Below are 12,609 nucleotides of genomic sequence, written 5' to 3' on the forward strand. Positions count from 1 at the left end.
TAAGATACGACAGGAAGTGGGAGGACGGGCGTCTCAGGCATATCCGAGCCCCTGCTCGATGAGCTGGATGAACGAATGGATGATTTTGATGTGAATTTCCTGAATGCGATCGGCGTAGCCGTGGTGGGGTACGCGGAGTTCGATGTCGCACAAGGGGGCGAGTTTGCCGCCATTCTTCCCTGTAAGTCCAATGACAGTCATGCCTTTGGCGCGCGCGGCTTCGGCAGCCTTGATAACGTTGCCGCTATTGCCGCTGGTGGAGATGGCGAGCAGAACGTCGCCCTGTCGGCCGAGCGCCTCAACACCACGGGAAAAAACAAAGTCGTAGCCATAGTCGTTGCCGACACACGACATGTGCGAGGGGTCAGAGAGCGAGAGGGCAGCGATGGCCGGCCGATCGTTGCGGTAGCGGCCCGAAAGTTCCTCGGCGAAGTGCATGGCGTCGCAGAGTGAACCGCCGTTGCCGCAGGAGATGATTTTACCGCCGTTGCGCAAGGCTTCTATCATGGTATTGGCGGCAGCCTCGATGCGGGCAAGCTGTTCGGGTACAGCAAACGCGGTAAGGACGGCGGCGGCCTCGTCGAAATTGCCTTTGAGGATGTCGTGTGCAGTCATGGGCAGGCCAAACTAGGAAATCGGATTCCAAGTTCGGTAATTCGGCGTCGCGCGCCATCGGTTTGGTGTAGCGTAAATTGCGTTTCGCCTATTGCGTAGGTGGTTTTCCTATATTTGGCCAGATACTTGTGCCACCTCAGCGGTTTTTTGGCTCTATTTGGGCCGACTGCCCGCTTACAGATATCCTGTTAACCCCATCCCATCCGATGACACTTCGATTTACCCTGCACGTACGGCAGCTGTTACTGGCAGTCGCCACCTTGGTGGTGGTGCTACCCACCTCGGCCCACGCGCAGGTGAGCACTACCGGCAGCAGCGTCATTACAACGGCTGTACCCTTTCTGATGATTTCGCCGGATTCGCGCGGCGGTGGCATGGCTGATGCTGGCGTAGCCATCGCCCGCGATGCAAACTCTCTGTACTGGAACACGGCAGCGCTGGCTTTCACCGACAACAAAATGGGTGTGGCGCTGAACTTCACACCGTGGCTGCGCAACATCATCCCCGGGATCAACCACTTTTTTGTGCCAGGCTATTACAACCTGGGCGAGAAGGCGGGTGTTATAGGGGCCTCACTGACTTATTTCTCGCTTGGCCGCATTGAGTTTACCGACAATCAGGGTATTTCAACCGGTGACTATAACGCCAACGAATTTGCCTTTGCCCTTAGCTATGCCCGCAAAGTGACCGATCGCTTCTCGGTGGGGGTCAATATCAAGTACATCAACAGCAACCTGGCAGGTTCGCAGCAACTCGGTGGGGTATCTTACCAGCCGGGCGAATCGGTGGCAGGCGATCTGTCGTTTTTTTACGTGAAGCCACTGTCGGGCGCTGTTCTGAAGGAGTTCTCGTGGGGTATTCACATTCAGAACATCGGCGCGAAAATGAACTACTCTCGCGACCTCAATAACCGCGACTTTCTGCCTACCAACCTGAAGCTTGGTGCTGCCCTGCGGATGGATCTTGACGAGACGAATAAACTGACCGTAACGATGGACCTGAACAAGCTGATGGTTCCCAGCGACAGCGCTGGCCGCGCCAGCAAGTCGGTACTGGGGGGCATGTTCAGTTCATTTGGCGACGCTCCCGGTGGTTTCAGCGAAGAGATGCAGGAAATCTCGATTTCGACGGGTGCGGAATACTGGTACAACGACCTGTTTGCCGGTCGCATCGGCTACTTCTACGAAGCGCCTTCCAAGGGTGGCCGCCAGTATGTATCGCTGGGCGTTGGCTTCAAGTATGAGAAGATCAGTGTAGACTTTGCATTCCTCCAGCCCCTGAAGCAGAACAATCCGCTGCAGAACACCTTGCGCTTCAGTGTTGGATACAATATTGGACGGTAGTTCGTCCTTTTGTGGTATAAAACGGACTAACCCAGCCCCCAAACGGCTGGGTTAGTTGCTTATTGATGAAGTCTTTGTAAAATTGCTTAGGTGATTGTTCGGATAACTGGACAGTGCCCTGCCGCTCAACCTCTACCTGTCTGCTACTGTCTGCCAGAAATACCCTAAGCCCGCTGTGGCTGACGCTGAGTGTCTGCGCGGCGTTGCTGTGCCCAGTCCTGGCAGCAGCCCGAGGTGTGGCAACGCGGGATTCGGTGGAGATAGTGGCCCGCGACACAGCCGAATATGCCTCTGAAGCAGAGCTGGTAGTAGCGAGGCCCACCCTGGAGCGACGCTTTGTGCCAGTAGACTATGCAGCGGCCAGCCGTAACCAGACGCTGTATTCGCCAGGCCCAGGTCCCGGACGGCAGCGGAATGCCAAGCGTCGCGAGGCGACACGTGCGGCCAGCCGCAGAAACTGTGCGGTAGAGAGCGTTGATCAGGTGAAGTCGGGCCGTAGAGCGCGGCACATTCATACAGCAGCGTGTGGTCCGGCCTATTCCAACAGTTTTCGCTTCAGGGCGAGAAACAATGCCCGGCGGACGGATGCAGCAGACTGCGCGCCAGCTGCATCGTTGCGGTTCCAGCAGTGGTCAAGGCGTAACTCACGGCACATTCACACGGCGGAGTGCGGGCCTGCGTTCTCCCCACAGTTTCAGCAACGGGCATATTACAACTCTCGCTCAATCCAGACCAACGGCAGCGGCGTTTCCTGCAACCCGAACGATGCGGTGGTGGTGACCCCAATGGAGCGCCTTGGCAAGCGGCTCAAGTATCTGTTCACCAACCATAGGCGGCAGTGCGCCATCAATGGTATTTATGCCAGCCTTTCCATCGGCGATATGGTGGAGACTGAAGAACATGGCCGTGCAGTGGTGGTAGACTATGTGATCAAAGACCGCGTGATAACGCACGTGGAGTTCAAGGGTATGGAGCGGGGTGCCCGTGGCAAAGTGGTGCGGGAGAAGATACCGAGCATCCGGAATCTGGTAATACAGATCAAGAAAGGGAAGCGCAGTACGCTACAGGGTGATGGTCTTAACTTCCAGACGATACAGCTGGAAGCCGAGTATGAGACCATAGAGCTGAGCGCAGAGGAAACCAAAGCGCTGATTATTCAGCGGATGATAGAGCGTGGCCGATTTAACGATATTCTGAAAGTATACCCCGAGGAGCGGGCACACCTCGATGAGTGGCGGGCGAAATATCAGCCCAATCCCGCGAGCGCCAAGCTGCGCGCTTCGCGTTGAGTGCTTCACCGGGTTATTTCACGCGAAGCTTCTGGCCGGGGCGGAGGGCATCTGAACGGAGGCCGTTCAACGATTTGATTTTGGCGGTAGTGGTGTGATACTTCTGGGCAATGGTCCAGAGGCTTTCGCCGCTTTTCACGGTATGCCAGGCAGCAGCTGTGGCACTGGTGGCAGCAGGCTTTGTCTGCGGCTTCTGCGCGGGGGCTTTGGCCTGTGGCACGGGCAGGTTGGGTGCAGGATCCTCGTTGGTGGAGATGTCACGGCTTTCTACGGGGTAGCCACCGGTGTAGATGACGAGGCGCTGGCCTACGCGGATGATGTTGTTGCGCAGGTTGTTCCAGGAGCGGATTTTGGCAGTTGTGGTCCGGAACTTCTTGGCAATGGAGCCCAGAACATCGCCCCGGCGCACTACGTAGACGGTGCGCATGCGCGAGGTAGCAGTGACCTTGGGCCGGGCTACAGGAACTGGGGGCGGTGTCAGGAGCCGCTGGTTTTCGACGTCAGCAGAGGCGAGGGGCGCGGTTTCTGTAGTTGCATCGGCGGTGTCGAGGAGGGTGGCCTGTTGCAGGAGGTTGCCTTTCCATCCGGCCAGCAACGCATTGGTAAACAGCTCGCCCTTGACCTGGTAGCCAGAGTTGGTGAGGTGCACGCGGTCGCGTTTGGCAAGGTCCTGCTCGCGCCACTTGAGCATGGAATAGCGGCCACCTGCGACGGCATAGTAATCGTAGAAGGCGCAACCCAGCTGAAAAGCCACGCGTTTGGCGAGGCGTGACGCCGGCGCGCAGGCAGCTACATTCTGGTAGCCGCGGTAAATGTCCTGAGAGCAGGTGATGAGTATGCTGGCAGTGGGTGCTCCCTGCCGGATAAGTGCAATGGCACTACGGAGCTTGAGTTCAAAGTCGATGGCGTCGAGTCCTCCCAGGTAGTATTCGTTGCCCGAGATGTCTAGCACGACGAGATCGGGTTGGAGGGCCTGGAGGTGTTGAGGCATGAGCTGCTGGCGCAGAATGGCTGAGAAGCCCGCTCCGTTGATGCCCACGCTATGGTAGAGCACACCCTGATTGGCAGGGTTCTCCATGGTGAGGCCGTAAAGCTCGAAGTAGTTGCGGCTGCTGTCGCCCTGATTGGTAAACCATACCTCCAGTTTGCTGGGCATGAAGGGGAGCAGGGCTTCCACATAGGGCTGGGTGGTATCAGCGTTGCAGGAGACGACGATAGGGGGAGCGTCGTCACAATGGATTTTCAGGTCAAAGCTTTGGGCCCCTTTTCGACAGTAGATACGCAGCAGGGGAGAATCCTGTATGGTGGCCGGATCGTTGAAGATGAGGCGGAAGCCTGCATTTAGCTGGTTGGTGTAGCCGCTGGCACCATGAATGCCGAGGGGTAGCACGGGGTTGTTCTCGATGTTTCGTGCAGCAGCCCAGTTGCCGAAGGTCTGAGTGGTGTAGTCGTAGGCAGCGTGGGTATTGGCAATGGCATACGGGAAGACTGCACCACGCCCACCCCGGCCAAAAAGCTGCTGGAGGCGGTTGCGCACCCAGCCGGTGTAGATGTCGGCCTGAACATGGGAGTCGCCGATATGTACAACACGCACTTTCTGCTGTGAGGCCCGAGCAAGGGCCTGGTAGAAAGTTTTCATGGCATCGGCAGACACCCACTGCACCGCGTTACGGTCGTAACGGATGAAGGGATACTGATTGCCATAGGCAATCATTCGTTCGATTTCGGCGACGAGCCCGCTGGTGTCGCGCGTAACGGTGGCAGCAGCTACCTGTGCAGCATCGGGTCGGGCGTCCCGGGTGGCCAGAGGCTGCGCGTGGGCGCTGGATGCCAGCAGGAGTGCAGCAATGGCAAGGCGCTTGAGCAGAGGCATGGTCATTGGGGCGGGTGGTTCGAGGAGTTGGAGTCGGCGGCGGTTGCAGCAGAGGGCTGGGAGCGGCGTGGAGCCCTCCGCAGTTTGTACTGATCATATTCGTACATCAGCGCCTGGTACAGCCAGTTGGCCACCAGCCGCTGGCCAGGCGCTGAGAAGTGGGCAAAGTCGGTAGCTGCCAGTGGCACTTCGGCGTTCACCCAGCTGACGATAGCGTCTTTGCCCCCCATTGCATCGTAGAGGTCATAGAATGCAACGCCTGCACGCTGGGCGGCTCGTTTCTGGGCATCGCGTATTTTCTCAACAGTCGGGTAGCTGTGCCATTCGCCGTCGGTTTTGACACCCATGTCGCCGACACCGATGACGAGCAGCGAGGCGCCCGGTGCCAGTCGTCTGTAACGCATAAGCATGCGGTATACGTCGTCTTCGAAGAATTTGAAGCTGGGAACATCGTAGGGCACGATATTCCCGCCATACTGGAAGATGATGAGTCGGGTTCCCAATACGTTAACCTGCCGGGTAAGGAAGGCTGCGTCGATGCGGGCAAGACCGTTGCCACTGTGGCCCCGCAGGCCAAAGTTATCCACAGCGATGCCTCCTGACTCACCATCAAAGAGGAGGCCATAGACATCCGGTGTGGGGCCATCGAATGCCAGGTGAATGGGACGGTCGTTTCTGGCACCGGGTATGGTAGTGCGGATAAGGCCAATGGCCGGCCACAGGGTATCCTGCATCAGAATGCTATCGGTTTTTCCTTTGAGGGTGGCGGTGAGCCGCACAGGGTCAATGCTGTTGCCCCATAGGAGGGTAAGGCGCTCGTAGCGAAGACGCTTGACGGGCTCGAGCAACAACGTAGCCTGCGTCTGTGACCCTGGATTAACGGGTTTGGCCGCAGGTTTCGGGGTTTTGTTCTCGGTTTTGGCTTCCGGTTTTTCTTCCGGCTGAGGCGGGTTGGTGTCCTGAGTGGCTACCAAAATGCTGCCGGGAAGCGGCTTGCCTGGGGCAGCGGCTTCGGGAGCATTGCTGTCGGAAGCCGCACTGCGGGGGGTAGCATCAACCTTGCGCCCGTAACGGAAGACTACGCCCCCGAGGCTGTAAAAGGCAGATTTACTGCGATTCTGGAAAACGGTGAAGCGCTTCCAGTTACCGCTGGGAGTGCGCGTGAGGGCATGGTGTGTGGCGGGCTCGGTGAGCTGTACGTAGCCGATGCCGGTGCCACCAAAGCGCTTCTGGAAGGAGTAGCGGAGAAACTGGGTGATGCGGTCGCCTTCAATCTGTGAATCGCCGTAGTGGGCAATTCGGACTTTGGGCGGGCCCTGACGGCTGCTGTCGGCCTCCAGCCTGGCAAGCGACTCAAAGAAGGCGTCAAGGGCATATTTGCCCGAGGCGGAGTCCTGTGGGTTCTGAATGCGGATGCGTGGGGCAGGGGTGAGGTTGGTGCTGTCAATGTGCAGATTGAGGGGGCCTCCCTGTGCCAGCACGTCGGCAGTATCGAGCAGTACTGGATTCTGCTTGAGGATGTCCGCTACCAGTGAATCGGCCCTGACGGGGGCTTTGGGTGTCCAGTAAAAGGCGGAAGCAAAAGTGGGGGCTTTGAGGCTGAGTGGGCCTGCAGGCAGTTCCTGCCCATTCTGCGTGAAGACCCATACCATCAGCAGGGCTTCCATAGTAAGGAGCGTCAGAAGGGCGCGGGCGCCGGAGAACTTCATGGATACAACGACAGAAAGGCAGCCAGCTGCTGGCCACCCGTAAAGGTACGGAGTTAGAAGCGTGTGGGTGGCTTAGAGCCCTTTCTGGGTTGCGATGGCGTCAATAAGATCGCCTACGTTCCGCATCTTGACAACGTCCTTGAGCTTGAACTTGACGGCGAAGTGCTTCTCGACAGCTGCAATCATCTCGACGTGGGTCAGGGAGTCCCAACGGGCTACATCGGCAGCGGTGAGGTCGCGGCGGATGACGAGCGAGGGCTCTTTAAAGAGCGTTCGGAAGATGTCGGTGAGGCCGGCTTCGATATCAGCAGAGGTCATGGTTCGGCAGTTCGGTGAATGAGGGGGCAAACTACGCTGTTTTTAGCTGGGGGCCAGTGTGAAGGATAGGCGATGGCACAATAGGTGGCTGCAAAAGTTTTCCAATGGGTAGCTGATTCTTAACGTTTTTGGTTGTGTAAACTGTAAATGGCCGCAGGGCGGAGGGGGACGTATTTTTGGGGAATGTCGATTGCCTTGCCCCCGCCTATGGATGCCTGTGCTGCTTTTCAGCGCAGTGTGGAACAGTATGCCGTGCGCCCCGCCTTCCGAATCGATGGGCAGGACTGGACTTATGCCCAACTGGCAGTGCGCGTGGGTGGCATTGCCCAGTGGCTTAAGGCTAACGCCCCTAATGCCGGCCTGAATCAGCGCATTGGGGTGTACACTGGCAACGCGCTGGACACCTATGCCGCCCTGTTGGCGTGCCTCTGGGTGGGGGCTGCCTACGTGCCGCTGAACCACAAGTTTCCGGTGCAACGCAACCAGGCGGTGGCCGAAGAGGCAGGCCTGACACATGTGCTTTACGCCCGTGCCGACGACACCCTCAAGGCCTTGATGGAGCACTGCCCGCAGTTGATGGCAGCTGCTACTTCCAGTATTGCCGATGCAGCAATGCCACCAGCTCCGCCATTCGCATCCGATCGGGTGGCGTATCTCCTGTTTACAAGCGGCAGCACCGGCCGCCCTAAAGGCGTGCCTATTACCCACGCCAATCTGGGCCGTTTTCTGGCAACTGTGCTGGGAGAGAATGGATATGCCCTTGTGGCCGAAGACAGAGTTCTGCAGATGTTTGAACTGACGTTCGACCTCTCGGTCTTTTCGTTTCTGAGCCCCCTGTGTGTGGGGGCCTGTGTATGCACAGTGCCAGAAGAAGGCATTTCGTACCTGAACATCCTTACGACGCTGGAGGAAGAGCAGTGTACGGTGGCGCTGTTGGTGCCCAGTGTGCTGACGTATCTGCAACGGTACTTCGAGGAGATTTCGCTGCCGGTACTGCGGTTGTCGCTGTTCTGCGGCGAGGCACTGCCGCAAGCATTGACCGCTGGCTGGAGTCAGTGTATTCCCATCGCACGAATTGAGAACGTATATGGCCCCACTGAGGCCACCATTTTCTGCCTGCGCTATGCCTGGACGCCTGCCAGTGCCAGTGAAGCCCACAACGGTGTGGTACCTATTGGCGTGCCAATGCCGGATGTACCCGTGCGGCTGATGCGCGAAGACGGCAGCCTGAGCGAGGATGAAGGCGAACTGCTGCTTGGTGGTGGGCAAGTGACCCCCGGCTATTGGCAGAACCCTGGCAAGAATGCAGAGGCTTTTGTGGCAGTGGAGGGCGAGCGGTATTACCGGACAGGCGACCTGTGCCGTCGCACTGCTGCGGGGGTCTTTCTATACCTGGGCCGTACAGATGCCCAGGTGAAGATTGACGGCTACCGCGTGGAGCTGGGCGAGATAGAGCACCATGTGAGGGAGGTGTCGGGAGCGGGCAGCCTGGCGGTGGTGGCAGTGCAGAATGCCAGCGGCAGTACTACCCTGCATCTCTTTGTGCAGGATTGCCCAATGCCCACCGCCGATCTTCTGGCGGCCCTGAAGGAGCGCCTACCTGCCTACATGCAACCCCGCGAGGCCCATGCTTTGACCGCCTTGCCCCTGAATGCCAACGGGAAAATAGACCGGCCTGCCCTACGACGGATGGCAGTCGAAAACCATTGATGGCCTTGTAGCGACGCTGCGAAATGCGCACTTTTGAAGTGTGTTGACCCTCACTGTTATCGTAGTAGGCGCTGTGACCGGCGTAGCAGGCCTCATCTGGGCCATAGGCCACCTTTCGCGCAGTACAAAGGGCCCGATTGTGGAAGGCACCACTTTTTCAGCACAGGATGGATACCTGGCGCTGGAGCCGCGACTTCGTGGAATGATTGGGCTGGAAGGCGTGGCCACCACCGACCTGCGTCCCTCGGGCATCATAGCGGTAGGCGACGAGCGCGTGGATGCCCAGACCCGTGGCGAGCTGATACCGAAAGGATCGGCGGTACGCATCGTGGGGATACAGGACAACTTCCTGGTAGTGACAAGGATACAGGCCCCTGAGCTGAAAGCCTGATGCAGATACTGGGTGTAGTGCCTGCGCGGTATGCCTCTACCCGATTTCCGGGTAAGCCGTTGGCCGATATTGCAGGGGTGACCATGATAGAACGCGTTTGGCGGCAGGCCCGCAAGGCCAATGCGTTGACGCACGTAGTGGTTGCCACTGACGACAGGCGAATTTTCGATGCGGTACGTGCCTTTGGCGGCGAAGCCTGGATGACCCGTCCCGACCACCCCAGTGGCACAGATCGGCTCATGGAAGTGGCCAGCCACCATCCGGGCTATGATGCCTTTGTGAATATACAGGGTGACGAGCCGTTTCTTCGGCCCGACCAGATTGATGCCGTGTGTGGCCTGCTGTCTGCTGCTGGGCCAAGGGCTGAAGCCATCGGTACCCTTGTTCGGCCCATCACCGAGGCTGCCGAGCTGTTCGATGCCAATGCCGTGAAAGTGGTGCGAGGGACAAAGGGGCAGGCATTGTATTTCAGCCGAAGCCCCATTCCGCATTTGAGAAGTGAGTCGGATACCACGCTATGGCCCCAGCGACAGGCGTACTTTCGTCATTTGGGCATCTATGGTTACACCCGTGCCGCGCTGACTATGATAGCGAACCTGCCAATGGGGCAGTTGGAGCAGGCCGAGAGTCTGGAACAGTTACGCTGGCTGGAAGCTGGCCTGTCGATTCTGACTGCCGAGACTGATGACCAAACACCTGCCGTGGACACCCCTGCCGATTTGGAACGCATACTGACGATGCTGAAGACCGGTCAGCTGGTAGACCCCCTTGGATAGGCGGCCAGCGGTTTTTCCTGCCAGCTTAGTGCTAACCAGTGCCCAGCTTCGGGCCCTTCGGCTACCTGTGCTGCTGCACGGTAGCCTTGCACGAACACTACCTGCAGACCGGCACAGATTACCCACTGATAGGGCCGCAGGGCAGGGGATACTTTGAGGTCGGTAAGGATGTCGGACACCTTGCGCATGCCGGACATGCCTGCGGGTTGGAGCCTGTCGCCGGGCTGCCAGCAGCGAATGGAGAGCGGCCCCAACGCCAGTGCGGCAGACAGGTTGAGGGCTGGTGCGTCAGGCTTTTGTGTATTGAGATGCAGGGAGAGAGTGCCGCCGGGCCATTCGAGACTGCCAGTGTGGGGCAGTGGCTGTGGTGCCGGAGTTGGGGGCAGCGGCAGGCGGTGCAGAATAAGCACCCCCGCATGGTGCCATGCAGCCCACTGGTGGAAGGTGCGATGTGCCGACGGCCGTGCCATGCAGAGTGCAGCAGCCTCCTGGGCCTCTGAAGGCGAAAGCCCGAGCGTTTCAAGCGCAAACAGGACGGCGGTGAGGGCGGTATCAGGGTCTGTTTCGGTACAGGCGGTCTGCCACTGGAAGGCAGCTTCGGTGGCAGTGACGGTGTACCATCGGGCCAGTAGCGGCGCCAGCAGTTGGTGCAGGACCTTTACCTGCCGCTGGGCAGTGGTGGTGCGCTCGGTCAGCTGTTCGGCAATGCGGGGATTGAGTTGCTGGAGAGCGGACAGTACGTTCAGCCGGATGAAGTTGCGGTGGTAAGAGCCGTCGGCATTGGACTTGTCTTCACGCCAGGGCCATTGGTTTTGCTGAAGCCAGTGGCGGAGCTGCTGGCGGGAGAGCGCCAGCATGGGCCGGAGGATGTTACCGTGACGGGCAGGCAGGGTTTTGAGGACGGTTTCGCCGTTGCCGCGAACAAGATGCAGCAGAACGGTCTCGGCAAGGTCGTCGCGGTGGTGGGCGGTGAGGATATAGTCATAGCCGTTTTCGGCGGCGGTTTGTGACAGCCACTGGTAGCGAAGCCAGCGCGCCGCTTCCTGGATCGACTGGCCACGTGCAGTTGCAACCGCCTGGGTGTCGACCTGGTGGGAGAAGAAGGGGGCCCCCAACTGGTGGGCGAGCTGCTGCACGAAGCTGAGGTCGGCATCGGCATCGGAGCCGCGTAGCCCGAAATGCATGTGGGCGATTGCAAATGGCAGGTTCAACTGGGCCAAGGCATGGGCGAGAGCCACAGAGTCGGCGCCCCCGCTGCAGGCCAAGAGGAGCCTGTATGAAATCGAAGTGTCGGCCAACTCCTTAAGACTCTTTAGGATGGCTTCAGGAATCTTAACGGTTGGCGTGGGCATCGTGGCGCTAGTTTTGTTCCCCTCTCTGCTGTAGAAAAAACCTTTCACAAGGTACACACTCCTCATCTCACACTTGAAAAATGGTAACCAACCTGGAACAGCTGCTGGGCTCCTATAACTGGAGTTCCCTGGAGCATGCCTGTGGCCTGGCAGATGATTTGCCAGACGTGCTTCGGAAGGCCTGCGGCGGCAACGAAAGCGAACGCAATTCAGCATTTCACAAACTGTCTTACCTGCTGGTACACGAGCATTCGGTGTATACGGCGACGGGCCCGGCCGTAGAAGTGCTTTGCCGGATGCTCAACTGTGAGCAGTGCCCCGTTCGAGCGGATGTGCTGCTGCTGCTCTCCCGCATCTCCACCTGTAAGACCTATCTGGAACTGTATGCCGAACACCCCCATGTAGGGCGCCTGCTGCAGGACGACCCTCAGTATGCATTCCGTGCCGATGCAGAAACCCATACGGTGCAGAAAGTGCGTGGGGTATTTGCCGATAACCTGCTTGTCTTTATGCAGATGCTGGCAGAAGGCACGTATGACGTACGCCGCAATGCAGCCTTTCTGCTGGCCAATCTGAAGTCTCATCAGGCGGTTTTGCGGCCTGCACTTTCACGGCGGTTGCACGCGGAGTCTGACGTTCTGACCCAGGCAAGCATCCTGCTGGCGCTGGGCGACCTGAAAGAAGACGCAGAAGTGTTTCAGCCCTTCCTGATGGAAGAGCAGCCCATTCTGCGTTGGGCGGCCGCGGTGGCCATGGCCCGCAGTCTGCGGCGGTTGACCTCAGAAGATGTGACGGTGCAATTGACCGCCAGTCTGTTGCAGACCGAAGAATTGCAACGGCAGTATGACGAGCTGCCGTGGTCTTACGACTGTACCGAGGTTGGTGAGTTTACCAGCAATGCCCTCTTGATGGCAGGGGTATCCATCGGCGAGGTATTTCAGCCCTTGCTGGAAGGCTTCTACAGCGTAGATAATCCACTCACCTGCATAGATATAGCCGGAGCCATGCTTCATTTGGCAACCGAAGGGAAGCCTGTGCACAGGGAGGTACCTTTCCTGCGGCTGTGCAGCACACTTCAGCTGATTCTGCGGCATCTGGCATCGGCCAACCTCTTCTGGACATTTGCCGCCAATGCCTCGGACCTTATGCGGGGCTACGGCCTGCCCAGTCGCCGCGAGCAGTTGCTCTCCTACGTACACAATCGTGAAATGCCGGTGTTGGTGTAGGCAAACG

The 12,609-nt window shown here is 58.6% G+C and carries 11 protein-coding genes; 6 read left to right on the forward strand and 5 right to left on the reverse strand.

Annotated elements, in window-relative coordinates:
• Window positions 1–33 precede the first annotated feature (33 nt).
• Entirely contained in the window at window positions 34–615 is a 582-nt protein-coding gene (lpcA, locus tag AC2D8O_RS03645) for a D-sedoheptulose 7-phosphate isomerase (RefSeq protein ID WP_484677430.1), read from the reverse strand.
• A 206-nt stretch (window positions 616–821) separates the two neighbouring features.
• Here lpcA and porV point away from each other — a divergent pair, with 206 nt between their 5' ends.
• Complete coding sequence (gene porV / locus AC2D8O_RS03650) at window positions 822–1,958, forward strand: type IX secretion system outer membrane channel protein PorV (protein WP_484677431.1); 1,137 nt, start codon at window positions 822–824, stop codon at window positions 1,956–1,958.
• Between the two features lie 236 nt (window positions 1,959–2,194).
• Window positions 2,195–3,247 carry a hypothetical protein gene (locus AC2D8O_RS03655; RefSeq protein ID WP_484677432.1) on the forward strand — a complete coding sequence of 351 codons (1,053 nt, stop codon included), beginning with the start codon at window positions 2,195–2,197 and terminating at the stop codon, window positions 3,245–3,247.
• Window positions 3,248–3,260: 13 nt separating this feature from the next.
• Here AC2D8O_RS03655 and AC2D8O_RS03660 read toward each other — a convergent pair whose 3' ends face one another.
• The 3 genes from AC2D8O_RS03660 to AC2D8O_RS03670 all read right to left on the reverse strand — a co-directional run bounded on the left by AC2D8O_RS03660 (window position 3,261) and on the right by AC2D8O_RS03670 (window position 7,147).
• Window positions 3,261–5,126: a LysM peptidoglycan-binding domain-containing protein gene (locus AC2D8O_RS03660; RefSeq protein ID WP_484677433.1), complete on the reverse strand. Its 1,866-nt coding sequence runs from the start codon at window positions 5,124–5,126 to the stop codon at window positions 3,261–3,263.
• On the reverse strand, window positions 5,123–6,829 hold the full coding sequence (locus AC2D8O_RS03665; protein ID WP_484677434.1) for a GDSL-type esterase/lipase family protein: 1,707 nt from the start codon (window positions 6,827–6,829) through the stop codon (window positions 5,123–5,125). The genes AC2D8O_RS03660 and AC2D8O_RS03665 overlap by 4 nt, the downstream gene beginning before the upstream one ends.
• A gap of 72 nt (window positions 6,830–6,901) precedes the next feature.
• Window positions 6,902–7,147: an acyl carrier protein gene (locus AC2D8O_RS03670; protein ID WP_484677435.1), complete on the reverse strand. Its 246-nt coding sequence runs from the start codon at window positions 7,145–7,147 to the stop codon at window positions 6,902–6,904.
• Between the two features lie 183 nt (window positions 7,148–7,330).
• Between AC2D8O_RS03670 and AC2D8O_RS03675 the strand changes: the two genes are divergently transcribed.
• From AC2D8O_RS03675 to kdsB, 3 genes are read left to right on the forward strand one after another with little or no spacing between them, the layout of a single operon-like run.
• On the forward strand, window positions 7,331–8,857 hold the full coding sequence (locus tag AC2D8O_RS03675) for an amino acid adenylation domain-containing protein (protein WP_484677436.1): 1,527 nt from the start codon (window positions 7,331–7,333) through the stop codon (window positions 8,855–8,857).
• 40 nt (window positions 8,858–8,897) lie between these two features.
• A complete protein-coding gene (locus AC2D8O_RS03680) occupies window positions 8,898–9,248 on the forward strand; it encodes an NfeD family protein (protein ID WP_484677437.1) in 351 nt (116 codons plus the stop codon).
• Window positions 9,248–10,024: a 3-deoxy-manno-octulosonate cytidylyltransferase gene (gene kdsB / locus AC2D8O_RS03685; RefSeq protein WP_484677438.1), complete on the forward strand. Its 777-nt coding sequence runs from the start codon at window positions 9,248–9,250 to the stop codon at window positions 10,022–10,024. Before AC2D8O_RS03680 ends, kdsB begins: the two co-directional genes overlap by 1 nt.
• Here the strand turns inward: kdsB and tilS are convergent.
• On the reverse strand, window positions 10,000–11,376 hold the full coding sequence (gene tilS, locus AC2D8O_RS03690) for a tRNA lysidine(34) synthetase TilS (RefSeq protein WP_484677439.1): 1,377 nt from the start codon (window positions 11,374–11,376) through the stop codon (window positions 10,000–10,002). The two genes, kdsB and tilS, sit on opposite strands and share 25 nt — an antisense overlap.
• Window positions 11,377–11,456: 80 nt before the next feature.
• Between tilS and AC2D8O_RS03695 the strand changes: the two genes are divergently transcribed.
• Entirely contained in the window at window positions 11,457–12,602 is a 1,146-nt protein-coding gene (locus tag AC2D8O_RS03695; RefSeq protein WP_484677440.1) for a HEAT repeat domain-containing protein, read from the forward strand.
• Window positions 12,603–12,609 lie beyond the last annotated feature (7 nt).

Source organism: Pontibacter sp. T17 (assembly GCF_057219875.1).